This is a genomic window from Mycolicibacterium sp. SMGY-1XX, from assembly GCF_059132455.1.
In genome coordinates this window covers 6639901-6662729 of sequence record NZ_CP101139.1, presented here as the reverse complement: position 1 = coordinate 6662729, position 22829 = coordinate 6639901, and the positions used below count along the sequence as shown (strand labels likewise).

Genomic DNA, 22829 nt, shown 5'->3' with positions numbered 1-22829 from the left:
TCCAATCATGGGATGTATGCGACCATAGCAGCCGTGAGGGCCGAAACATGGATGAAACAATCGGATCGTCAGTACGGGTCCGCAGCGGAGTTGCGGACGACCGCTGTCACGGCGGTTGCCGGAGGGGCGCTGCTGGCCGTGGCGGTGATCCTCACGGCGCTGAACCTGCGTCCGGCGGTGACGAGTGTGGCGCCGCTGCTGGGCGAGATGCGCGCCGAGTTCGGCGTCTCGGCCACCTGGGCCGGTGTCCTCACCACCTTGCCCGCGCTGTGTTTTGCCGCCGCCGGACTGGCCGCACCGCGGTTGTCCGCTCGAATCGGGCTGGGGCGCACGGTGTCGTTGTCGCTGATGATCATCGCTGCGGGCCTGGTGATCCGCGCGGTGGGCGGGGCCACCGTGGTCCTGGGCGCCAGCCTGGTGGCGTGCGCGGGAATCGCCTTGGTGAACGTGCTGATCCCGGTGGTGATCAAAGGCTCGTTCCCGGCCCGGATCGGCGTGATGACCGGCATCTACACGGCCGCGCTGCAGGCAGGGGGAGCGTTGGGGTCCGCGCTCACGCCGGGGCTGGAGGAACCGCTGGGCGGCTGGCGCCCGGCGCTCGCCGTCTGGGGTGCGCTGGCCTTGATCGCGCTGGCGGTGTGGGTGCCGGTGTCCCGGCGCCACGGTGCCGCCTGGACGCGACGGGCCGAGCACTCCGAGCCGCGACGCTCGCTGCTGCGTAATCGGCTGGCCTGGATCGTCACCGTGTTCTTCGGGTGCCAGGCCTTCATGGCCTACATCGTGATGGGCTGGCTGCCAGAGGTTTTCATCGACAACGGGGTGCCGAAGCTGCAGGCCGGGATCCTGGTGGGCCTGACCGCGCTGATCGGCGTGCCGATCGCCTTGGTGGTGGCGCCCATGGCCGCCCGCCGCGGGAGCCAGAGCGGATGGATCGTCGGCCTCGGACTGGTCGGGGTGGTGGGCATCCTCGGGGTGATGCTGGCGCCGGCGGCCCAACCGGTGCTGTGGAGTGTGCTGATCGGCATCGGCCAGAGTGTGTTCGCGCTGGCGCTCGCGGTGATCGCACTCCGGGCCCGGACCGCGGACGAGACCGCGCAACTGTCCGGGATGGCGCAGGGGATCGGGTATCTGATAGCCGGCGTGGGACCGCTTCTGTTCGGAGTGCTGCACGACGTCACAGGTGGCTGGACGGTGCCGTGGATCCTGTTCCTCGCGGTGTATGCCGTGCAGATGGCCACCGGCGCGGTGGCCGGCCGCAACCGGTACGTCTAGCTAGGGAAGTGGCTGAGCGCCGACCGGGTTCAACGCGTCGAGCATCAGGCTCAGGTAGCGCCGGCGTAACTCCGGTGGCTGATCCAGGGCCACTGAAGCGGTGGTGACCATGGCCACGAAGGTGGCCACGTCATCCGCGGTCAGATCCAGGCGCAGCTCACCCTTGGCCTGACCGGTCGCCACGATGGCCGCGACGAGCTCGGAGTTGCGGTTGAACAGGGCGACGGTGAGTTCGGCCAGATGATCCAGTGAGGACAGCAATGGGCGCTGCTGGCACATCACCTCGGTGAGGCGCTCGATGACGTCGAGGAAGGATTCACGCGGCGCCTCACTCTCGACGAGCTGGGTGATCACCGGTTCGACCTCGGTGACGAAGATGTCCTCGTACACCGCCGCCGCCAGGGCCTGGCGGTTGGCGAAGTGTCGGTACAAAGTGGCATTGCCGACGCCGGCCGCAGCTGCGACGTCGGTGAGCGTGGCCGAGTCGCCGTGGATGGAGAACACCTCGCGGGCGGCGGCAACGATTCGGTTGACGTTGGCGAATGCGTCGGCGCGGCGGCGCTTGGCCGGTGCGGTGGCGGCGTCGGCGTCCGCCGAAATCTCGGTCACGGGAACCTCCGAGTAGTGGTCCAGATCATCCTGTCAGGCCGGTGGTGGTGTTGGCGACAATTGATAGCTCGCTCCCATTTTGGGAGCCTACTCTCATTTACATGTCGACCTTTCTCCATCGTCTGGGACGCTTCGCGTTCGGCCGCCCCTGGGCGGTGCTCGCCGCCTGGCTGGCGCTGATCGCCGTCGTCGCAGGCCTGCTGGTGGTGAACCCGCCCAAGATCTCCAACGAGATGCGGATCAGCGGCACGCCCGCCCAGGAGGTCATCGATCAGCTGGGCGCCGAGATGCCCGAGATGGCCGGCGGCCAGGGCATGATCGCCTTCGCCGCGCCCGACGGGCAGCGGGTCGACCAGGGGGCCAACCTGGCCGCGCTGACAGCCGCCGTCGACGCGGTGTCGCACGCCGAGCACGTCATCGATCCCCGCGCCCTCGCGCAGGCCGAACTCGCCAAGGGCGCGTCGAGCCCCACCCTGACCGCGGGGGCGGCGATCGCGCGGATCCAGCATCAGCTGCCGCCGCCGGCCGACGCACCCATCCCGTTGACCGTCAACGGACAGCAGGTGCCCGGTGTCGTCGTCTCCGCGGACGGCCAGACCGCGCTGTTCCAATTCCAGTTCGACAAGCAGACCAGCGACCTGCCCACCGGCGCGGTGGAGCACACCGTCTCGGCGGCCGAGTCTGCCGTGGCCAACACCGATCTGCAGGTGCTGCCGTCGGCGTCGATGGCCCAACTGCCCGAGATCGTCGGCGTCGGCGAGGTCATCGGGGTCATGGTGGCTGCGCTGGTCCTGGTGATCACCCTGGGCTCACTGGTGGCAGCCGGCCTGCCCCTGGCGACGGCGCTGACCTCGGTCGCCGTCGGGGTGGGTGGCACGTTCCTGTTCTCCCATCTGTTCACCATGCAGTCGATCACCGCGGTGCTGGCGCTGATGCTGGGCCTGGCGGTGGGTATCGACTACGCCATGTTCATCGTCAACCGGCAGCGGCGGCTGATCCTCGACCAGGGCCTGACCGCCGCCGACGCCGCCGCCCGTGCCGTCGGAACCTCCGGCAGCGCAGTGGTTTTCGCAGGCACGACGGTGGTGATCGCCCTCGTCGCGTTGTCGGTGGCGGGCATCCCGTTGTTGACCACCATGGCGCTGGCCGCCGCCGCGACCGTGATCGTGGCCGTGCTGGCCGCCCTGACCATCCTGCCCGCACTCCTGGGCCTGGTGGGTGAACGCATCTGCTCGGACAAGGCCCGTACCCAGGTGTCCGACGGCGCCGGCACTCCCCGCTTCGCCGCCGCCTGGGTGGGTGCGGTGCTGCGGCACCGCGTTCCGGTGGCCATCGCCGGGGTGCTGCTCACCGGCATGCTCGCAGTGCCTGCCCTCGGTATGCACCTGGGCCTGCCCGCCGGCTCCTCCTACAACGAGGGCACCCCGCAGCGGGCCGGCTATGACATGGTGGCCGACCATTACGGCGACGGGTTCAACGGCCCGCTGGTGGTGGTCGCCGAACCCCGTGACGCGGACACCCTGACCGAGGCCCAGATCGCCGACGTCTACACCGATCTGCGCCGCCTCGACGGTGTGCAGGCGGTGAACATGCAGATGGTGTCGGACAATTCGGACAAGGCGATCTTCTCGGTGGTCCCCACCGCGGGACCCACCGATGAGTCCACCGCCGACCTGGTGCGCGGTATCCGCGACCACACTGGCCCGCTCGCCGATGTGCACAACGTCGACCTCGGCGTCACGGGGATCACCGCCATGGGCATCGACATCTCCGACCGCATCGCCAGTGCGATCCCGCTGTACATCGGTGTGGTGGTCGGTCTTTCGCTGCTGGTGCTGATGGTGGTGTTCCGCTCCATCGCCGTACCGGTGAAAGCCACTGCCGGATTCCTGCTCAGCATCCTGGCCACCTTCGGTGCCACCACCGCACTGTTCCAATGGGGTTGGCTGCAGCAGTTGTTCGGCCTCAGTGCCACCGGGCCCATTCTGAGCCTGCTGCCGATCATCGTCACCGGGGTGCTCTACGGCCTCGCCATGGACTACGAGGTGTTCCTGGTGTCGTCGATGAAAGAGGCGCACGTGCACGGCCACCGCGGTGATGCGGCAGTGACACAGGGCTTCACCCAGGCCGCCCGGGTGGTGACCGCTGCCGCCGTGATCATGATGGCCGTGTTCGTCGGCTTCGTGTTCAATGCCGACCCGATGATCAAACAGATCGGATTCGCCTTGGCCTTCGGCGTTTTCATCGACGCTTTCGTGGTGCGGATGACGATGGTGCCCGCGGTGATGTCGCTGCTGGGTGACCGGGCCTGGTGGCTGCCCGAGCGCCTGGAGCGCCGACTGCCGGACCTCGACATCGAAGGCGAGAAGCTCAACCGGGCACTGGAGAATGATCGAGTCACGGTGTAGTGGCTACAGTTTGAGGCCCACCGCGTGCCGGAGCTGAGCCAGGAACTGTTCGCTGTCGTCGCTGCGCACGATGTAGTGCGCCACGGCGACGCGGATGGCGGTGGCGGCTTTGATGGCGCCACCGGTGCCGGGGATCAACCGCTGTAACCGCGCGCGCATCTGCGGGATCACCCGGGCCAACTGGGCGATGGCGACCTCGGGTTCGATGTCCACCACCCGGACCCCCGAATAGGACTGCTGGTACTCGACGATGAACCGCAACGCGGCATCGAGCCGGTCATTGCCGCGCAGCCCCGCGGTGGCCCGGTTGACCCCGTCGTCGAACATGTCCCGTTCGAAGGCGCCGAAAGCGTCGAGCAATTCGCCTTTGGAGGCGAACCAGCGATACAGCGTCGGCCGCGAGACGCCTGCTTGTGCCGCCACATCGGACAGGCTGAGCTTGGACTGGCCACTGCGGGCCAACACCTCTGCGGTGGCGCGCAGGATCCGCTGTCGCGACGAGGACTCGTTGTCCAGCGACGCGAGCGAGCCGGGCGGTGGTCGATTCACACAGGCCCCTTTCGGCTCGTCCGTTCAGAATTACAAAGCCCAGCGGGTTTGTAAACTGGCAAGCCGTGACGGGACCATTGGCGGGCATCCGGGTTGTCGAGTTGGGAGTGTGGGTCGCTGCACCCGCGGCGGGGGGTCTGCTGGCCGACTGGGGCGCCGACGTGATCAAGATCGAGCCGCCGGCCGGCGATCCCGCGCGGCGGTTCGGGCGGATGCTGGGGCTGGACCCTGAGGTCAATCCGCCGTTCGACATGGACAACCGGTCCAAGCGCAGTGTCGTCCTCGATCTGTCGACGGATGACGGCCGGGCGGTGGCCGACGAATTGATCTCCCGCGCAGACGTTTTCCTCACGAACGTGCGCCCCGCTGCGCTGCGGCGGCTCGGGTTCGACTTCGATACGCTGGCGCTGCGCCACCCCCGGTTGGTGTACGGGCTGATCACCGGCTACGGGGTCGGTGGACCCGACGCCGACCGTGCGGCGTACGACGTGGCGGCGTTCTGGGCGCGCGCCGGGTTGGCGCATCTGCTGACGAGCCCCGGGGAGACCCCGCCGTTTCAGCGCGGCGGAATGGGTGACCACGCCGCCGGTATGACACTGGCCGCCGGCATCTGCGCGGCGCTCGTGGCCCGTGGCCGCACCGGCGCAGGCCAACTGGTGGCGACGTCGCTGTACCGGCAGGGTGTCTACACCGTGAGCTTCGACCTCAACACCTTCCTGGCCACCGGGCATCCCATCGCCATCGGGCGCCGGGAGTCGATGGGCAATCCGTGTATGAACAACTACCGGGCCGGGGACGGCAAGCCGTTCTGGCTCGTGGGACTGGAGGGTGAACGGCACTGGCCGCCGCTGTGCCGGGCTGTGGGCCGGACCGACTGGCTCGACGATCCGCGTTACACCCGTCCGCGGGAGCGCGCCAGGAATGCTGAAACGTTGATCGCCGAACTGGACGCTGTTTTCGCCACCAGGACATTGGCTGAATGGGCTGACATCTTCGCATCCGAGCCCGACCTGTTCTGGTCTCCGATCAACACACTGGAGGACGTCCTCGGTGACGAACAGTTCCACGCCGCAGGCGGCATCGTCGACGTCCCCGTTCCCGACGGAACCGTCCCCATGGTGGCTTCGCCGGTGGACTTCTCCGCCACACCCTGGGCACCGCGCGGGCCGGCGCCTGCGCTCGGTGAACACACCGCGGAGATCCTGGCCGAGCTTTACAAATAGCATCAACAATGTCACGCTGATGCGATTGTGGAAGGAGCGCCCGTGGCCGTCGCAAGCTCAACGCACACACGCGAATACAGTTCGTTGGACATCACCTCCCATGCATTCTGGAGCCGGCCCTTCGCCGAACGCGACCTGGTCTTCGCGCAGTTGCGCGCCGCCGACGGATTGTCCTGGCAGCGACCCATGTCGTCGCTGTTCGATCTGCAGGAGGACGGCTTCTGGGCACTGACCCGGCGCGCTGATGTCGCCTTCGTCAGCCAGCATCCCGAGCTGTTCACCTCCAGTCGCGGGGTGGCGCTCGACCCGATGCCGGCCGAGGTGCAGAAGATCGCGACGTTCTTCCTGGCGATGGATCCGCCGCAGCACACCGTGTACCGGCGGCTGATCAGTTCGGCCTTCACCCCGCGCAACGTCCGCACGATCGAACAGCAGATCCAGCAGAACGCGGCACTGATCGTCGACGACCTGATAGGCGCGGGCGACATCGACTTCGTGGCCGCATGTTCCGCGCGGCTGCCCATGCTGACCATCATGGAGATGCTCGGTGTACCGCCGGCGGACCGACCCGCGGTGGCCCAGGCCGCCGAAAAGCTCTTCAGCATGAGCGATGACGAGTACTCCACCCTGGAGGAGCGGGCCACCGCCACCATCAACGAGATGATGCTGTTGGTCAGCACCGGGGTGGAACTGGCGAAATTCCGCCGTCAGCACCCGGGCGATGACCTGATGACCAGCATCGTCAACGCCGAGGTGGACGGGCACCGGTTGACCGACGACGAGATCGGGGCCTTTTTGATCCTGTTGTCATCGGCGGGTAACGACACCACCAAACAGGCCACCACGCACGCCATGATGGCGTTGACGGACAATCCCGCTCAACGCGATTGGCTGATGGCGGATTTCGACGGCCGGATCGGCACGGCGGTCGAGGAGTTCGTCCGGTGGTCCACGCCCGTGCTGCAGTTCGCCCGGTTCGCCACCACCGATGTCGAGATCGCGGGAACGCAGATCAGCGCGGGGGACAAGGTGGGCTTGTTCTACTGCTCGGCCAATCGTGATGAAGCCGTGTTCACCGACCCGGACCGTTTTGATCTGTCCCGCTCACCCAACCCGCACCTGGGCTTCGGCGGTGGCGGCCCGCACTTCTGCCTGGGTGTCCAGCTGGCCCGGTCCGAGCTGCGGAACCTGTTCCGCGAGTTGCTGACCCGGATCGATCGAATCGAGTTCGGTGAGCCCGACCACCTACACAGCAGCTTTGTGCACGGCATCAAACGCGTGCCGGCGTACGTCGGCTGATCAGCCGGCGGGCCGCGGACGCACCAGCACCGACTGCTGGATCGCGCCGACCGGCCCGGCCTCGTCGAACAGTGTGCCGACGGTTGTCCCGATACCGTCCGGCCCGTAGCTGGTCTGGGCGCGGATGCCGGTCCACTCGCCGGTGGGGATCCGGTGCACGTGCACCACCAGGTCGGTGTTGAGAAACGTCCACTTCCGGATGTCGAGTGTGGAGCCGATCCCGTTGGCATCGTCGGCCACCGCGAACAGCCGCTGCAGCGGTGTCATCGTCTCGCCCAGAACCAGATCCACTTCGGGCCGGATCCAGGACTCGCCAGGTCCCGGCGCCAGCGGCGTGGTGAGCCATCGCCAGTCCAGGCTGTGCACGTAGTTGCGATCCCAGTCCTTCTTCATGTCGCGGCTGACCGCCTCGGATACCGGCCGTAGAGGTGGCTCCGGAGCATGCAACAGCTCAGCGGTGTCGAGTTGTTGCAGTCGCCATCCGCTGGCGCGCGCGACGGGGCGTGGCCGGCCGTCGCGACCGGGGCCCAGCATCTCGGCGCTCACCAGTTCGATCTGCCTGCCGGGCCGCTCGACCTGGCCGCGTACCCAAAGGTCGCCGTCGGCGGGCACCCCGCCCAGCAGGTCGATGCTCACGCGGCTCAACCGGGTATCGTCGCGGTGCGCACACCGTTCCAGTGCGCGGACCAACAGCGCCGACACCGGAGCCGCGTGCTGAATCGCCGCCGTCCAGGTGCTCCGGACCAGATCGCTGGCGGTGAATTTCTCTCCCCGCGAATCGTTTTCATCGATCAGTTCGTAGTAGGCGTCCGACATTCGTCACCTTTCTCGGGTCACGGTAGGCCCGCACCGGGCACCGCGACCGTCACGGTGTCCAGCCGGGAGAGCTTGGTGCCGACCAGTCGTTGCGGGTAGGCGTCGGTGCTCGACAGCAGGAACAGCACCCGGCGTTCGGGGCCACCGAGCGTGCAGGCGATTGCGGTCCGGTCGCCGAGGTCGATCCGGTCGGTGACGCTGCCGCCGGCCATGATCCGGTCGAACCGGCAGGCCAGGGTCATCGACGTCCAAACCCCGCCCTCGTCGTCGAGGGTGATCCCATCCGGTGGTCCGGCGAGCGCATCCGCGAACAGTGAGCGTTCACCGAGACCGCCGGCGTCGTCGATGGGGAACGAGGTCAGCCGGCGCGCTGTCGACTCGGCCACGATGAGCCGCCGGTCCGGGGTGATCACCATGCCGTTGGGGAAGTCGAGATCTTCGGCGACGACGGTGGCGGTGTCATCGGGATCGAGGCGCACGATGACACCGCCGCTGCGGGCCTGGGAGCCGATGTAGGCGCGACCGGTGTCGTCGACCACCATGTCGCCGAGATCAGCGGGAACCAGATCGCTCAGATCGGCACAGGCGCCGACGTTCTCGCCGTCGTAGTGCAATACCTGGCGGAGCCGGGTGGAGTTGATCAGCAGGGTTCCGTCGGGGCGGAAACCCAAGCCCGACGGGGCATGTCCGGGCAGCGGCAGCGTCGTCATGGAGCCGTCCAAGGTGACCGTGTGCACCGCCTCGCCGAGCATGTCGGAGAACCACAGCATGCCCTCGAACCAGCGAGGACCCTCACCGAAACAGAAGCCGTTGGCCAGCGGGACCGGTTTCACACCATGCCTTTACAAAACACGTCTCAAGTGTCACGCTCGCAAGGTGTCAGTGTCAACCACGAAGCGCACCGCATGAAGAAGTATCACGGCCACACGCTGCTGTACCTGCACGAGACCGTCGCACTGGGTGCGATCGGCAGTCAGCGGTTCACCGACACGTTCAACACCGTCTACCACCCGATGATGAGCGATCTGGGGGCCCGGCTGTTCGCGATCTGGGAGACGACGCCCTACAACGGGCACTGGCCGCAGGCCACCGTCATCTGGGAACTCGACGCGTTCGCCGACTACGCCCGGATCGGGCGCGCGCAAGCACCGGGCGGAACCCACAGCGGGCCCGCCGGCGAGTGGGCTGCCTTCCTGACCCGGAACGGCGCCTCCGGTGAGGGCCGGATCATGTATGCGGGCCGCAGCAACAAGACCTTGGCCGAGCTGCAGGACAACGGTTTCGGGGCGGGCCTGGTGATACAGGAGATCATGCAGACCAAACCGGGCCGCCAGGATGACTACATCCGGGAGTTGGAACGGTTGTACGTGCCGTGGTCGGAGCGCACCGGTAAGCGTTGGCTGGGTTCGTTCATCACTACCTTCCGCTACAACGAGGTGATCCACTACTGGGCCCTCGACGGCGGCTGGGACTGCTTCGAGAACCACTACCCGTCCTGGAAGGACAACCCGCCGGCCGAGATCGTCACCTGGATGAGCGTCGCGCCGGCGTTGCGCGACGGTTGGGAGGACTCGATATTGCAAGCCCTACCCCCCTCGCCACTGCGATGAAGACGGACCTCTCGTACGACCCGTTCGATCCGGCCGTGATGGCGGATCCGCTGCCGTACTACCGGGTGCTGCGTGACGACCACCCGCTGTACTACGTCGAGAAGTGGGACACCTACGCCGTGTCGCGTTTCGACGACATCTGGCGGGTGCTCGAAATTCACGACGGCACCTTCGTGGCATCAGAGGGAACCCTGCCCGCCGCAACGGTTCTGGCCGAGCACAATCATGGCGCGGTCGCCGATCCACCGCTGCACCCCATGCCGTTCCACGCCAATTTCGACTCGCCGCTGTACGAGGATGTCCGGCGCTGCACGTCCGCGCAGTTCCGCCCCAGGTCGGTGTCGAAGCTGGCCGACCGGATCCGGACCCTGGCCAACGAACGACTCGACGAGCTACTTCCTCGCGGTGGCTTCGACCTGACCCAGGACTACGGCGGTATCGTCGCGTCGGCGGTGGTCTGCGAACTACTGGGTCTGCCAACCCAACTGGCCTCCGACGTGCTCGCCACCGTCAACGCCGGCAGTCTCGCGCAGCCCGGTAGCGGCGTGAATGTGGCCAACGCCCGGCCGGGGTACCTGAGCTACCTGACACCCATCGTGGAACGGCAGCGGGCCGGCGCCGCGCAGACACCGATCGCCGAGGCGCTGGTGAACTTCCGGCTGCCGGATGGCTCCGCCTTCACCGACGCGGAGGCGGCCACCCAGATGCTGGGGGTGTTCATCGGCGGTACCGAGACCGTGCCGAAGATCGTCGCGCACGGGCTGTGGGAACTGCTGCGCCATCCGGGACAGCTCGCGGAGGTGAGCGCCGATCCCGAGGCCAACGCGGTGATCGCACGGGAAGAGATGATCCGCTACTGCGCGCCGGCGCAGTGGTTCGCCCGCACGGTACGCAAGCCGTTCGTCCTGCACGGCACCACGCTGCAGCCCGGCCAGCGTGTCATCACCCTGCTCGCATCGGCGAACCGCGACGAGCGGGAGTACCACGACCCCGACGCGTTCGTCTGGAACCGCCCGATCCGACGGCTGCTGGCGTTCGGCCGCGGTCAGCACTTCTGTCTGGGTGTACACCTGGCCCGCCTGGAGATCACGATCATGGTGCAGGAGTGGCTCAAACGTGTACCCGAGTATCACATCGATGCCGCGGCAGCGGTACGCCCGCCGTCGAGCTTCCAGTGGGGCTGGAACAGCATCCCGGTGCAGGTGTGAGCATGTGGGCATACCGGCTGGTGGCCCCGTTCGTCTTCGAGAAGCTGTCCGTACCCGAACCGCAGGCGCCGGCGCCGGGTCAGGTGCTGCTGCGCTTCCTGGCCGCCGGGATCTGCGGCAGCGACATGCCCGGCTTTCGTGGTACGCAGGGTCGGCTGCCCGGCGATACCGGCGCCAGTACGGCGGGCATCGTGGGTTTCCCGATCCATGAGATCGTCGGAGAGGTTCTTGCCAGCCGCCATCCCGATCACCATCCGGGTGACCGGGTGGTCGGCTGGGCCTCGGGGTTCGACGGGCTGTCGGAACAGGTGATCACCGACGGCGACGGGGTGGCCGCCTACCGGCCTGCGCTGGAACCCCGGCACGCGGTCGGGCTGCAACCGCTGGCCTGTGTGCTGTACGCCTTCGAACAGCTACCTGACCTGGCCGGCCGCCGGGTCGCGGTGATCGGACAGGGCTCGATCGGCTTGCTGTTCGCCTTCGTCGCCAAAAGCCTTGGTGCTGAACATGTCACCGGCATCGACCCCATCGACCGGTCGGCGATCGCCCACCGGTTCGGGGTGGACACCGCGGTGCGGGCCACCAGCGACCGGTGGGTGCGGCACCGCAGCTCCGAGGACCGGCCTCATATCGTGATCGAAGCGGTCGGTCATCAGGTGGCCACGCTGGGGCACGCCATCGAGGCAGTCGCGTTCGGAGGCACCGTGTTCTACTTCGGGGTGCCGGACGACGACTGGTACCCGATCAGCATGCGTACCCTGTTGCGTAACAACCTGACTCTCAAATCCGGCGTGACGCTGGACCGTCGGCGGGTACTGCGCCGCGCCGACGAATTCGCCGCCGCCCACCCCGACCTGCTCGACGCGTACGTCACACACACGTTCGGAACCGACGACGTACAAGCAGCTTTCGAGCAGGCGGCCCGACCCGACCCCGCACGGGTCAAGATCGTGATCGCGCAGTGAGCGCCAGCCGGCTGCAGCAGGCACTGACCGCCAAACCACACGTGTGGGGCGGCTGGATCACCGGACCGTCGTTCTCGGGCCCGGAGGATTTCGCCCGGGCCGGTTACGATTACGTCGGGTTCGACACCCAGCACGGCTATCTCGACGATGCCGACGTCGCCGTGCTGCTGCGCCGGCTGGAGCCGGTGCCCATCGCCACCGCCGTGCGTCTGCCGTCAGCGGCACCGGCCCCGATCGGGCGCGTCCTCGACGCCGGTGCCGACGCGGTGATCATCGCCATGGTCGAGACTCCCGATCAAGCTGCCGCGGCAGTGGCGGCCACCCGGTACGCGCCCGCCGGTGTACGCAGCTTCGGTCCGCTGCGCGCCGGTCTCGGATCCGATACCGCCGCACTGCAAGACCGTGTCAGCGTGTTCGTCATGATCGAGACCGCGCGGGCGCTGGCCGTGGTCGACGAGATCTGTGCGGTCCCCGGGCTCACCGGTGTCTACGTGGGACCGGCAGACCTGGCGGTGTCCTCGGGGTTCGCCGCCGCCGGCGGCGGAGAAGTGGACGCCGCGATCGACCGCATCCAGCATGCCGCTTCCGAAGCCGGACTGGTGGCCGGGATCCATGCCGGGCACGGGCAAGCGGGAAAACTGTTCAGCGAACGAGGTTTTCGGATGCTCACTCTCATGTCGGAAGGGCAGGCCCTGCGGCACGGCGCAGCCGAGCAGCTGCGGCTGGCCGGTATCGACGCCGCCGGGCGCAGGTCGAAGGGATACCACTGAATGGGTCAACGAGTCGCGCTGGTCACCGGCGCCGCCCGCGGTCAGGGGGCTGCGATCGTGGCCCGCTTGCGCGCCGACGGGTATGCCGTCGCGGCGTGCGACGTGCGCACCGATGAGCTGGCCGCATCTGCTGCCGACGCCGTGCTGACGGTACCGCTGGACGTGACGTGCGAGCAGCAGTGGGCGCAGGCGGTCAGCGCCACGGTCCATCGGTTCGGTGGGCTGACCGCACTGGTGAACAACGCCGGCATCCTGCACCGGGCGCCCCTGGGCACCGAGACCGTCGACGGATTCGAACGCAGCTGGCGGGTGAACTGCCTGGGCCCGTTCCTCGGAATGCGCGCCACGCTGGACGAACTGACCCGCGCCGAGGGCGCCGCTATCGTCAACACCTGCAGCACCGGCGCCCTCCGGCCGTTCCCGAATCACGCCGCCTACGGCTCGGCCAAATGGGCGCTGCGCGGTCTGACCCAGGTGGCGGCCGCCGAACTGGCCCCCGCCGGGATCCGGGTCAACGCCGTGTTCCCGGGGCCCATCGCCACCCCGATGCTCGACGAGACCACCCAGGCCCGCCTGGCCGCACGGGCCATGTCGGGCAGGCTGGGCTCGCCGATGGAGGTGGCCGACGCGGTGGCCTTCCTGCTGTCCGAGCAGGCGTCCTTCATCACCGGTTCCGAGCTCGTCGTCGACGGCGGCCAAACCCTCCAGATTGGTTGACAGATGGCCAGACAACTGTCCGCGGGGATCATCGGCGCAGGCCCCGGTGGTCTGGCGCTGGCCATCTTCCTGAGGAGAGCCGGGTTCACCGAGTTCACCGTCTTCGACCGGGAAGACGGGGTGGGCGGCACCTGGCGAATCAACACCTACCCGGGCCTGGCCTGCGATGTGAAATCGCATTTGTATTCCTACTCGTTCGCGCTCAACGGGCGGTGGTCGCGGCTTTGGTCCGGGCAGCCGGAGATCCTGGCGTACTTCGAGGAGTGTGCCCGGCGCTACCGGTTGGCGTCTCATCTGCGCCTCAACACCGAAATCGCGGCAGCACGTTGGGATCCCGGACAGCAGTGCTGGCGGCTGACCACCACCGACGGTGCCGAGCACACGTTCGACGTGGTGGTCTCGGCTGTCGGCCTGTTCACCCAGCCGGTGATGCCCGCGCTGGTGCAGGAGCAGCCGTTCGCCGGCACGGTGATGCACACCGCACGCTGGGACCACGACATCGAGCTGGCCGGCCGGCGGGTCGCGGTGCTGGGGACGGGATCGACTGCGGCACAGCTGCTTCCCGAGATCGCGAAGGTGGCCGACACGGTGTACTCGGTGCAGCGCTCGCCCACCTGGATCCTGCCGAAGCCGGACCGGGCCTACACCGAGCGCGAGAAGTGGGTCTTCGAGCATGTGCCGTTCGCCAAGAAGGTCTACCGCACCCGGCTGTGGTTGCGCAGCGAATCCAACATCTCCGTCATCGAGAACGGCAGTGACAAGACCCAGGAGTTCAGGGCCATCGCGTTGAAAGTGCTGGAAGCCACGATCTCCGACGATGAACTGCGCGCCCAGCTGACACCCGAGCACCCGTTGGGCTGCAAGAGGCTGGTGTTCGCCACGGATTACCTGCAGGCACTGGCGCGCCCCAACGTCCAGGTGATCTCCAGTGCGGCCCGCGCGCTGCGGTCACGCTCGCTGGTCACCGAGGACGGCCGTGAACTCGACGTCGACGCCGTGGTGTGCGCCACCGGGTACGCCGCGGCCGATTATCTGGGGCAGATCGAGGTCACCGGTGCGGACGGTACGACGTTGCGGGAGCGCTGGCGCGACGGGGCATACGCCTACCTCGGAATGGCCGTTCCCGGGGTGCCCAACTTCTTCATGCTGTACGGGCCCAACACCAATGTCGGCTCCAACAGCGTCATCTTCATGCTGGAGGCACAGGCGCATTACATCGTCCGGGCGCTGCGGTACATGCGCAGACACCGCAAGTCCTCCATCGTGGTACGCCCCGAGGTGATGGCCGATTTCCTCGCCAAGATCGATACGTGGATGGAGGGCACCGTGTGGACGACACGGTGCAGCAACTACTTCCGTACCGCAGGCGGCCGCGTCGTCACCCAGTGGCCGCGCAGCGCCCGCGCCTTCTGGGCGATGACGCGCCGGTTCAAGCCGTCCGACTTCACCTTCGACGGACCGCTCCGGTGAACCCGGCCGTGGACAGCAGCGTCGAAACCCGTCTCGACCCTGCGCTTCGGCACCTGCTGGACGCCAGGACCAACCTCGCGGGCGACGTGCTCGAGACCGTCCGGGCCGGGTTGAACCGACGCCGTGGGGAAACCGCCCGCACGGTTGACACCACCGGTGTGCAGATCACCGAGATGCCCGCCGACACTGTGGCGGTCCGGCTGTACCGGGGTATCGGTGGCCGCGCTCCGGCGGTGATCTACTGCCACTCAGGGGCATTCGTGCTGGGCGATCTCAACACCGATCATCGGCAGTGTGTCGAGTTGGCCCGCCGCGGCGGTTGTGTGGTGATCTCGGTTGACTACCGGTTGGCACCCGAACACCCCTACCCGGCCGCACTCGACGATGCGCTGACGGTGTTGATGTGGGCGGTGGACAGGGCCGACGAGCTCGGTCTCGACCCGCACCGCGTGGCCGTGGCGGGTAGCAGCGCCGGGGGAGCGCTGGCCGCGACCCTGGCCCGATTGGCCGCTGCGGGGGCCGCACCCGATGTCGCCTTCCAGTTGCTGCACCAGCCGGTTCTCGATGACAGGCCGTCACCGTCGAAACAGGAATTCACCACCACCCCGGGATTCGACGGCCCCGCCTGTGCGCAGATGTGGAGCTATTATGCTGCGGCGCAGGATGTCTGGGCCGCAGCGCCGGGACGCCACGACGACCTGACCGGGATGGCGCCTGCGTTGATCACCTGCTCGGAGCTCGATCCCCTCCGCGATGAGGCCATCGATTACGCCTTGCGGCTGATGTGGGCGGGAGTGGGCACCGAACTACGCGTGTTCCCCGGGACTGTTCACGGCTTCGATTCCCTGGCCCCGGAGTGGGCGGTGAGCCGGGAGTTGTTCGCGCAGCAGGGTTCTGCGCTGCGACGGGCGCTGCATGTGAGTTAGGCGAGCTCCCGCTGGATCGCGGCGTGATACTTGTCGATGTTCGCGGGGTTGACGATCCGGAAGAAGCCGTCGGGCATCGGTGCGTGTCTGGGCGCTTCGACGGTCATGGTCCTGGTGAACAGCGTGACCTCGGGTGCGGGGTGGGTGAGGTGGTACTGGACCGTGATCCGGCCCTCCATCCCGCCGTTGCCCTCCCGGTCGTGGCCCAGGCGGCCCACCGAGGTGAACATCCACAGAGTCGGGCGCACTGCCATCGCGAGATGCCACGTGAAGATGCGCTCGCCGTCCGGGCCGCCTTCCTCCCAGGTGTCACCCACCTTGAGGGGGAGTTCGTCGAGCTTGCCCACGTAGTTGCTGCCGGGGTAGGTCTTGGTCCAGTTCGCCGGATTGGTCACGAAGTCGTACACCGTCTCCGCCGGCTGGGTGAAAGCCGTCGCCGAACTGGTGGTCACGATGCCCACGAGGTGGCCTCTCTGATCGGATGTTGCGGTAGTTCGGCGGTCAGGTCCACGTGTGCCGCATCGAAGCTGAAATACCCGGCGATCGCGGAACTCTCGGGGAGCGGATCCGGGTAGCTCCACGCCACATCGTCGATGACGGTGCCGTCGACGACTGCGGACCAGTAGGCGGCCACACCTTTGTAGTTGCAGTAGCTGGTGGTGGTCGACGGCCGCAGCAGGTCGGTCCGCACGTGCGCGGGAGCAACATACAGTCGCGGGTCCAGCGATGTCTCGAACACCGTGACCGTGTCGGTGGTGTCCACCAGCGCCACGCCGTGGGCAGTGACCGTGAGCCGCCGGGTACCCGGCCGGCAGTCCACCCGGTGGTACGGATTGGGCGGATAGTGCACGAGGGTGCGGCCCTCCTCGATCCAGGTGTCAACCGCGTCCCACGGCACTGTGACGAACCCCGGAGCTTCGGGCAGCGGCGCAGCGGGCAGATGGGCCACCGCGTCGGCGCGGAACGCATATCCGAGGGGGTGGCCGCGTCGGTGCACGAGCAGCACCTGTTCGGTGTCCAGGACGGTCTGGCCACCGCGGATGGCCTGGACCCGGCGCGGATGAGGCTCCACGAACACGACGTCGGCGGTCAGTGCCGGGGTGAACCAGCCCGACGGGTCGGCGCTCAGTGGACCGCGACCGGCGACCAGGCTCATCGTGTCCTCCGTTCCCGTGAAACCGCTCTGAACCGATCTTTACAAATCGAGAAGATAATGTCACGCTCAGCTCATGTCGTGGAATACATCTGGGAGCGGAGTTCGATGACGGTCGGTGCCGCGGCCGCCGGTCAGCCATCCCGGCGTCCACGACGCCGGCCGGCGGTCAGTCGACCGGCGGCACGTCCTCGTCTGGATGTGCTCGCGGGAACCGTCGACGACGTGGTGCACCGGGCCGGCGGCTGGTTGGCCGACCGGGCCCTCGCCGGCTGGGATGTCGAGGTGTTGGTGGCGGTGCCGGAGCTCGATGAGACTGCGGCACGGCCGTTGCGGATTCTCGGCGCGTCGGCATCGAGCTTGCGCCACGAGCCGTCTTCGAACCGCAGCACGCGTGCCGACGCGGTGGCTGTGGCCGCTGACCTGTTCACCATGGACGCCCGGATCAGAGATCGTGTGCTGCACGCCTACGACAGAGATCTTCTGGAAGTCACCGTCTGGGGCGAGGCCATTCCCACCGAATTGAGCGCCCGGTTCGCCAGCGTCGAGCATGTGCTCAGCTCGGCGGCGCAGGCGTTCAAGGCCCACGCCCTGCGCGCCGCCGCGCCTGTCGCGACGCACTCCGTCGGCGGCATCGAGCTGTTCTGCAGCGGCGCACTACGCGGTCTGGCCGACGACCTGATCCCTGCGGCGTCGGGCGGCTGAGCCCGGTGATGCGCTTCGCGTTCACCTACCCGATGCACACCCACCCCTACAACCCGGAGCTGGTCACGGGCGCCGGGGTGGCCGGCGTCGCCGCTGCCGCGGAGTCCGCAGGCTTCCACGGTTTCGGGTTCACCGACCACCCGGCACCCACTCAGCGCTGGCTGGACGCGGGTGGGCATGATGCGCTGGACCCGTTCGTGGCAATGGCCTTCGCCGCCGCCCACACCACGGTGTTGCGGCTCATCCCCAATATCGTTGTGCTGCCCTACCGCAACCCGTTCATCGTGGCGAAAGCCGGTGCCACACTGGATCTGCTCTCCGGCGGCAGGTTCACCCTCGCCGTGGGCGCCGGCTACCTCAAGCGGGAGTTCGCCGCTCTCGGTGTCGATTACGACCAGCGGACCGCGCTGTTCGACGAAGCGCTGGCGGTGATCCGCCGCATCTGGACCGAGGACGACCTCTCCATTGTGGGTCAGGGATTTGCGGCCGGCGGTATCACCGCTCATCCGCGCCCGGCCAGTGAGCCTCATCCTCCGATCTGGATCGGCGGTAACACCGGCGCCGCGCGGCAGCGCGTCGCCGATCACGGTGACGGCTGGTGCCCGTTCCCCGCGCCGCCCGGCCTGGCCGCCACCGCGCGCACCGCGGCGCTGGACAGCGTGGAGCGGCTTTCGGCTGCGGCCGATGACCTGCGGCGCCGAATCGAGTCCGCAGGCAAAGACCCTGCGGCCGTGGACATCACGTTCACCAACCTCCGGGGCGGAGATCCTGGCGCGGACGACTTCAACGCCGCGGCCTATCTGGACGGAATTGCGGAGTTGGAGAAGCTCGGGGTGACCTGGCTCCAGGTGACGGTCCCCGGCGACAGCCGTGATCACCTGGTGGAGACGCTCGCGCGGTTCGGTGAAACCGTGATTGCGGTGCTGGGTTGACGGCCGGGTGTGACCATCACCGGGGCACCGCCAGGCCGCCGCGCAGCTGTGCGAAGCCGTTGCGTACCAACGACTCTGCTGACGGTGCATCCGGGGGAGCGGCGGCCAGGAAGTCCAGGATGGCCGCCATGACCGAACTCGCCGCGTGATACACCAGCCGCGGATAGAGATCGAGGTCCGGCTCTGTGCCGGTGCGACGGGCGATCTCGGACACCATCCTGGTGGTCATCGCGTCGTGGGCCACCAGCGAGCGGGCAATCAGCGGAGGGGTCTGACTCACCAGCCGTACCACGCTGACCGTCCGGTCGACGGCCTCGGCGGAGGTGAACAGTTCGAGCACCGCGGCGGCCAGGGAGTCCAGGACATGCTCGTCGGGATCCCGGGCGTCGAGGGTGTCGGCAACACGGCGGTGCACGTCTTCGAGTAGCGCCAGGATGGCGTCTTCCTTGCTGGAGAAGTAATTCCGGAACGTCCGACTGGAGACGTGCGCGCGTGCGGCGATGGCGTCGACGGTCACCGAGTCCAGCCCGTGTTCGGTGGCGAGGTCGAGCGCAGCCTTGCTCAACGCTGCCCGGGTCTCGGCCTTCTTCTGTTCACGTAGCCCCGTCTTCATCGCGCCGCCACTCATCGGGACACTGTATTCATACCGGTTCCCGATCTGGCAAGTTTGCAGGATTTGGCAAGTTCGGGCGCGTTTCAGATGAGCCGATCCGCCGAGCTTCGCGGCGACGTCGCGGTGCCGACGTTGCGTTCGACACCGTGGACCCGGAGTTCCGGTTCGGGCACGGGTTGCGTCACCGATGATCACTAGACTCGCGGCCATGAGAGTTGGCCGATGAGTTATCCCGGCACACCCCCGCCGCCGCCGACGGAGACCCCCACCTGCTACCGCCATCCCGACCGGCAGACGTATGTCCGGTGCACCCGGTGCGGCCGCTTCATCTGTGGTGAGTGCATGCGATCGGCGGCGGTCGGCCATCACTGCGTCGAGTGTGTCAACGAGGGCAACAAGAGCGTCCGCCAGCCGCGCGGTCAGTTCGGCGGGGTGCGACCCACCGGTGGCACACCGTTGGTCACCTACACGCTGATCGCCATCAATGTGCTGGCGTTCGTGGTGCAGATGGTGTCCCCGGATCTCGAACGGCAACTGGTGCTGTGGGCGCCGGCGGTCGCCGACGGCGAGTGGTACCGGCTCGTGACGTCAGCGTTCCTGCACTACGGCATCGTGCACATCCTGTTCAACATGCTGGTGCTGTACGTGATGGGCCCACAGCTGGAACAGACGTTCGGCAGACTGCGCTTCGGCACGCTGTACGGGATGAGCGCACTCGGCGGTTCAGTGCTGGTGTACCTGCTCTCGCCGCTGAACTCCGCCACCGCGGGCGCCTCGGGTGCGATCTACGGACTGTTCGGTGCGCTGTTCATCGTGGCCAAGCGCCAGCATCTGGATGTGCGGCCCATCGTCGCGCTGATCGGGCTCAATGTCGCGTTCACGTTGATCGTGCCGCTGGTCACCTCGCAGAACATCAGCTGGCAGGGCCACCTCGGTGGGTTGATCGCGGGCGCGCTGGTGGCAGCGGCGTTCGTGTACACGCCGCGGCAGCGGCAGAGTCTGATCCAGGGCGGCCTCGTCCTGGCTCTGCTGGTGGTGTTCGTCGCACTGGTCTGGTGGCGCACCCAATCTCTGTTCGCGCAGTTCGGCCTCGCCTGACCCGTTCCTCTGCCTACGATGCGGTGGCGGGGGAGGTATTGAGCATGGTGCCGAAGAAATGTTGATGTTGCGCAAGGTGCTCGGCTACCGCGTCAGTGTCGAGGCGCTGCTGGAGACGGGACTGTGGCTGGCCATCCCGTATCTGTTGATCGGTCTGGTGCTGACGTTCCTGGATCCGGTGCCCATGCAGGTGATGCAGAGCCAGCTCGAGTTCTATCTGCCTGCCGGGGCGAATCTGGTGGCGTTCGGTGAGTCGACGGTGCTGTGGCCGATCCTGCTGCTGGTGCCGTTCCTCTGCTGAGACGCACCAGATCAGTTCCGGCGCAACACCACTGTCGCGATCGTTCCGGCGACCACGGTGAGCGCCAGCACGGTACCCGCCACCGCCGGCCAGCCGTGACTGTCGAAAGCCACACCGCCCAGCCAGCCCACGGCACTGGAGCCGCCGTAGTAGGCCAGGTTGTACAGCGAAGAGGCCTGCGCTTTTCCGGTCCCGGCCTCGGCGGCGGTCCACCCGGAGGCGACGGCGTGCGCGCCGAAGAAGCCGATGGTGGCGATCACCAGGCCCACCAGCACCACGAGGAGATGACTCGACAGCGTCATCGCGACACCGGCAGCCATCACCGCCACCGCGACCAGCAGCACCGGTTTGCGGCCGAACCGGGTGGCCTCCGCGCCGGCTCGTGAGCTGGCCCAGGTGCCGGCGAGGTAAGCCAGGAACACCAGGCTGACAAGATGCTGCGGCAGGTTGAACGGTGCTGCGGTGAGCCGGAATCCGAGGAAGTTGTAGAGGGCGACGAACCCGCCCATCAGCAGGAAGGCCTGTGCGAACAAGGCCAGTTGACGCGGCGAGCGCAGGTTGGTGGCCAGGCGCTGGACCAATCCGCGCCCGGCCGACGGCACGAACCCGCGCGGTTGGGGCGCCAGCGCGATGAAACCCACCGCGGCGAAGGCGCAGAGCACGGCGACGACGAAGACGCCCATCCGCCAGTGCACCGTCTCGGCCAACGGGCCGGCGACCACCCGGCCCAGCAGGCCGCCGATGGTGGTGCCCGCGACGTAGATACCCGCCGCGCGCGCGGAATGCCGTCGCTCGATCTCCTCGGTGAGATAGGCGATGGCCACCGCGGGAACCCCGCCGAGCGCGAGGCCCTCGAGCAACCGGCCGCCGAGGAGCAGCGGATAGGCCGGTGCGAGCGGCACCAACAGACCGAGCGCGGTGGCGGCCGAGACGGAGATGGACATGGCGCGCACCCGGCCCACTCGGTCGGCGACCATCGACCACGGAATCACCGAGATCGCGAGGCCGATGGTGGCCAGGGACACGGTGAGTGCGGCGTCCGCCGCCCCGATCCCGTACTGTTCGGCGACCTGGGGCAGCACCCCCTGTAGCGAATACAGCTGGGCGAAGGTGGCCACACCTGCGCAGAACAGCGCGGCCAGCAGCCGGCGATATTCGGTGGAGCCTTTCGGGTGCCCGGCCCACTCGGGGCGGTTCTGCGACTGGATCTCGACGGACACCCGGTCCACGCTAAGCAGCGGTCGGCAATGTGTCCAATGTATGAAAGTGATGAAGTTGATGCGCAAAAAGCATGATCAGTCGGGACGTGTCGCGCGGATGAAGGAGGCGAAGCGTTCGGCCGCAGGCGGGAGGTCGTGGTGGGCTGTCCACGCCAGCCCGACGTGTCGTTGTGCGCCGCGGTGAGACAGCGCGACGTACTCGCACATCGGCTCGCCCCGCCCGGGTCGGGGCTCGGGTACCACCGCCACCCCGAAGCCAGCCGCCACCAGGCCTTCGACCGCCGGAATCTCCATCGCCTCGAACACGATCCGCGGCGACACCCCGGCCTGGGCCAGCATCTCGTCGCTCAGTTGCCGGATGCCGAAGCCCACCGGCAGCGCGACCAGCGGTTCGGCGGCGATGTCGGTCAGCCGCACCGCGGTGCGGCCGGCGAAACGATGCCCACGTGGCACGGCCAGGCACAGTCGCTCGACATACAGCGCGTGCCATCCGAACCCGGGGCCCGAGGGACGCGGGGAGGTGATCGCGAGATCGGCCTGTCCGGTCCACAGCCGCTCCGAGATCTCGTGCGCCGCACCCTGGTGCAGATCGAACTCCACGTGCGGCACCTCGGTGCGGAAGCGGCGCAACAGTTCGGGCACATACCAACTGGCCACCGAGTGCAGGAACGCCAGCCGGACCGTTCCGGTGTCCGGGTCGCGCAGGGCGGTGATCCGCTCGACCGCGGCATCCATCTCGGCGGTGCACCGGCGGGCGTGCTCCAGCAGGATCCGCCCGTACCCGTTGAGGGTCAACCGGCGGTTGATGCGGTCGAACAGCGGGGCGCCCACCTGCTCTTCGAGGCGGGCCAGGGCCCGGGACAACGTGGGCTGGCTGATGCGTAACGCGGTGGCAGCCTCGGTGACGTGCTCGGTTTCGGCGAGCACCACGAACCACCGCAGCTCGTCCAGATTCACCGCTGGAT

At 67.9% G+C, this 22829-nt stretch carries 24 protein-coding genes; 15 read left to right on the top strand and 9 right to left on the bottom strand.

Annotated features, from left to right (window positions below; all coding sequences use genetic code 11):
- The first annotated feature begins 51 nt into the window (after positions 1-51).
- Positions 52-1272, top strand: coding sequence for a CynX/NimT family MFS transporter (locus NL241_RS31805; protein ID WP_487690624.1), 1221 nt, complete (start codon positions 52-54; stop codon positions 1270-1272).
- Here the strand turns inward: NL241_RS31805 and NL241_RS31800 are convergent, their stop codons facing one another.
- Positions 1273-1881 (bottom strand): TetR/AcrR family transcriptional regulator, encoded by a 609-nt coding sequence (locus NL241_RS31800; RefSeq protein WP_487690437.1) that lies wholly within the window; start codon positions 1879-1881, stop codon positions 1273-1275.
- Between the two features lie 101 nt (positions 1882-1982).
- Between NL241_RS31800 and NL241_RS31795 the strand changes: the two genes are divergently transcribed.
- Positions 1983-4289 (top strand): MMPL family transporter, encoded by a 2307-nt coding sequence (locus NL241_RS31795; RefSeq protein WP_494396066.1) that lies wholly within the window; start codon positions 1983-1985, stop codon positions 4287-4289.
- Between the two features lie 3 nt (positions 4290-4292).
- Here NL241_RS31795 and NL241_RS31790 read toward each other — a convergent pair whose 3' ends face one another.
- A complete protein-coding gene (locus NL241_RS31790; RefSeq protein WP_487690443.1) occupies positions 4293-4838 on the bottom strand; it encodes a TetR/AcrR family transcriptional regulator in 546 nt (181 codons plus the stop codon).
- A gap of 65 nt (positions 4839-4903) precedes the next feature.
- Between NL241_RS31790 and NL241_RS31785 the strand changes: the two genes are divergently transcribed.
- A complete protein-coding gene (locus NL241_RS31785; protein WP_494396065.1) occupies positions 4904-6061 on the top strand; it encodes a CaiB/BaiF CoA transferase family protein in 1158 nt (385 codons plus the stop codon).
- Between the two features lie 42 nt (positions 6062-6103).
- Positions 6104-7360, top strand: a complete 1257-nt coding sequence (locus NL241_RS31780; RefSeq protein WP_494396064.1) for a cytochrome P450 — start codon at positions 6104-6106, stop codon at positions 7358-7360.
- Here the strand turns inward: NL241_RS31780 and NL241_RS31775 are convergent, their stop codons facing one another.
- Both NL241_RS31775 and NL241_RS31770 read right to left on the bottom strand, forming a co-directional pair.
- Entirely contained in the window at positions 7361-8176 is an 816-nt protein-coding gene (locus NL241_RS31775; protein ID WP_494396063.1) for a thioesterase family protein, read from the bottom strand. It abuts the gene before it with no gap.
- Positions 8177-8193: 17 nt separating this feature from the next.
- Entirely contained in the window at positions 8194-9009 is an 816-nt protein-coding gene (locus tag NL241_RS31770) for an SMP-30/gluconolactonase/LRE family protein (RefSeq protein ID WP_494396062.1), read from the bottom strand.
- A 72-nt stretch (positions 9010-9081) separates the two neighbouring features.
- Between NL241_RS31770 and NL241_RS31765 the strand changes: the two genes are divergently transcribed.
- The 7 genes from NL241_RS31765 to NL241_RS31735 are packed head-to-tail and all read left to right on the top strand — an operon-like array spanning position 9082 to position 15842.
- Positions 9082-9786, top strand: coding sequence for an NIPSNAP family protein (locus NL241_RS31765; RefSeq protein ID WP_494396061.1), 705 nt, complete (start codon positions 9082-9084; stop codon positions 9784-9786).
- Complete coding sequence (locus tag NL241_RS31760; RefSeq protein ID WP_494396060.1) at positions 9783-10994, top strand: cytochrome P450; 1212 nt, start codon at positions 9783-9785, stop codon at positions 10992-10994. Before NL241_RS31765 ends, NL241_RS31760 begins: the two co-directional genes overlap by 4 nt.
- Positions 10995-10996: 2 nt before the next feature.
- On the top strand, positions 10997-11959 hold the full coding sequence (locus NL241_RS31755; RefSeq protein ID WP_494396059.1) for a zinc-binding dehydrogenase: 963 nt from the start codon (positions 10997-10999) through the stop codon (positions 11957-11959).
- Complete coding sequence (locus tag NL241_RS31750; RefSeq protein WP_494396058.1) at positions 11956-12729, top strand: HpcH/HpaI aldolase family protein; 774 nt, start codon at positions 11956-11958, stop codon at positions 12727-12729. The genes NL241_RS31755 and NL241_RS31750 overlap by 4 nt, the downstream gene beginning before the upstream one ends.
- Entirely contained in the window at positions 12730-13446 is a 717-nt protein-coding gene (locus tag NL241_RS31745) for an SDR family NAD(P)-dependent oxidoreductase (RefSeq protein ID WP_487690468.1), read from the top strand.
- A gap of 3 nt (positions 13447-13449) precedes the next feature.
- Positions 13450-14916 carry a flavin-containing monooxygenase gene (locus NL241_RS31740; RefSeq protein WP_494396057.1) on the top strand — a complete coding sequence of 489 codons (1467 nt, stop codon included), beginning with the start codon at positions 13450-13452 and terminating at the stop codon, positions 14914-14916.
- Positions 14913-15842 (top strand): alpha/beta hydrolase, encoded by a 930-nt coding sequence (locus tag NL241_RS31735; RefSeq protein WP_494396056.1) that lies wholly within the window; start codon positions 14913-14915, stop codon positions 15840-15842. The genes NL241_RS31740 and NL241_RS31735 overlap by 4 nt, the downstream gene beginning before the upstream one ends.
- Here NL241_RS31735 and NL241_RS31730 read toward each other — a convergent pair.
- Positions 15839-16303: an SRPBCC family protein gene (locus tag NL241_RS31730; RefSeq protein ID WP_494396055.1), complete on the bottom strand. Its 465-nt coding sequence runs from the start codon at positions 16301-16303 to the stop codon at positions 15839-15841. The genes NL241_RS31735 and NL241_RS31730 overlap by 4 nt on opposite strands.
- Complete coding sequence (locus NL241_RS31725; protein WP_494396054.1) at positions 16291-16998, bottom strand: DUF427 domain-containing protein; 708 nt, start codon at positions 16996-16998, stop codon at positions 16291-16293. Before NL241_RS31725 ends, NL241_RS31730 begins: the two co-directional genes overlap by 13 nt.
- A gap of 105 nt (positions 16999-17103) precedes the next feature.
- Between NL241_RS31725 and NL241_RS31720 the strand changes: the two genes are divergently transcribed.
- Both NL241_RS31720 and NL241_RS31715 read left to right on the top strand, forming a co-directional pair.
- The gene (locus tag NL241_RS31720; RefSeq protein WP_494396053.1) at positions 17104-17700 is read left to right on the top strand and encodes a hypothetical protein; all 597 of its coding nucleotides are present in this window, start codon (positions 17104-17106) and stop codon (positions 17698-17700) included.
- A gap of 8 nt (positions 17701-17708) precedes the next feature.
- On the top strand, positions 17709-18632 hold the full coding sequence (locus tag NL241_RS31715) for an LLM class F420-dependent oxidoreductase (protein WP_494396052.1): 924 nt from the start codon (positions 17709-17711) through the stop codon (positions 18630-18632).
- A 16-nt stretch (positions 18633-18648) separates the two neighbouring features.
- On the opposite strand, the gene NL241_RS31710 is transcribed toward NL241_RS31715, so the two are convergent.
- Positions 18649-19260: a TetR/AcrR family transcriptional regulator gene (locus NL241_RS31710; protein WP_487690479.1), complete on the bottom strand. Its 612-nt coding sequence runs from the start codon at positions 19258-19260 to the stop codon at positions 18649-18651.
- A 207-nt stretch (positions 19261-19467) separates the two neighbouring features.
- Here NL241_RS31710 and NL241_RS31705 point away from each other — a divergent pair, with 207 nt between their 5' ends.
- Entirely contained in the window at positions 19468-20343 is an 876-nt protein-coding gene (locus NL241_RS31705) for a rhomboid family intramembrane serine protease (RefSeq protein ID WP_494396051.1), read from the top strand.
- A 64-nt stretch (positions 20344-20407) separates the two neighbouring features.
- On the top strand, positions 20408-20644 hold the full coding sequence (locus tag NL241_RS31700; protein WP_494396050.1) for a hypothetical protein: 237 nt from the start codon (positions 20408-20410) through the stop codon (positions 20642-20644).
- 11 nt (positions 20645-20655) lie between these two features.
- Here the strand turns inward: NL241_RS31700 and NL241_RS31695 are convergent, their stop codons facing one another.
- Positions 20656-21864 (bottom strand): MFS transporter, encoded by a 1209-nt coding sequence (locus NL241_RS31695; protein WP_494396049.1) that lies wholly within the window; start codon positions 21862-21864, stop codon positions 20656-20658.
- Between the two features lie 75 nt (positions 21865-21939).
- Positions 21940-22821: a LysR family transcriptional regulator gene (locus NL241_RS31690; RefSeq protein ID WP_487690485.1), complete on the bottom strand. Its 882-nt coding sequence runs from the start codon at positions 22819-22821 to the stop codon at positions 21940-21942.
- Between the last annotated feature and the right edge of the window lie 8 nt (positions 22822-22829).

Bases quoted from the DNA above. Each gene is read 5' to 3' on its own strand.
- NL241_RS31795 (WP_494396066.1), top strand. From the start codon at position 1,983: ATGTCGACCTTTCTCCATCGTCTGGGACGCTTCGCGTTCGGCCGCCCC.
- NL241_RS31755 (WP_494396059.1), top strand. From the start codon at position 10,997: ATGTGGGCATACCGGCTGGTGGCCCCGTTCGTCTTCGAGAAGCTGTCC.
- NL241_RS31725 (WP_494396054.1), bottom strand. From the start codon at position 16,998: ATGAGCCTGGTCGCCGGTCGCGGTCCACTGAGCGCCGACCCGTCGGGC.
- NL241_RS31705 (WP_494396051.1), top strand. From the start codon at position 19,468: ATGAGTTATCCCGGCACACCCCCGCCGCCGCCGACGGAGACCCCCACC.
- NL241_RS31745 (WP_487690468.1), top strand. From the start codon at position 12,730: ATGGGTCAACGAGTCGCGCTGGTCACCGGCGCCGCCCGCGGTCAGGGG.
- NL241_RS31760 (WP_494396060.1), top strand. From the start codon at position 9,783: ATGAAGACGGACCTCTCGTACGACCCGTTCGATCCGGCCGTGATGGCG.
- NL241_RS31775 (WP_494396063.1), bottom strand. From the start codon at position 8,176: ATGTCGGACGCCTACTACGAACTGATCGATGAAAACGATTCGCGGGGA.
- NL241_RS31765 (WP_494396061.1), top strand. From the start codon at position 9,082: ATGAAGAAGTATCACGGCCACACGCTGCTGTACCTGCACGAGACCGTC.
- NL241_RS31805 (WP_487690624.1), top strand. From the start codon at position 52: ATGAAACAATCGGATCGTCAGTACGGGTCCGCAGCGGAGTTGCGGACG.
- NL241_RS31700 (WP_494396050.1), top strand. From the start codon at position 20,408: ATGTTGCGCAAGGTGCTCGGCTACCGCGTCAGTGTCGAGGCGCTGCTG.
- NL241_RS31715 (WP_494396052.1), top strand. From the start codon at position 17,709: ATGCGCTTCGCGTTCACCTACCCGATGCACACCCACCCCTACAACCCG.
- NL241_RS31740 (WP_494396057.1), top strand. From the start codon at position 13,450: ATGGCCAGACAACTGTCCGCGGGGATCATCGGCGCAGGCCCCGGTGGT.
- NL241_RS31720 (WP_494396053.1), top strand. From the start codon at position 17,104: ATGACGGTCGGTGCCGCGGCCGCCGGTCAGCCATCCCGGCGTCCACGA.
- NL241_RS31710 (WP_487690479.1), bottom strand. From the start codon at position 19,260: ATGAGTGGCGGCGCGATGAAGACGGGGCTACGTGAACAGAAGAAGGCC.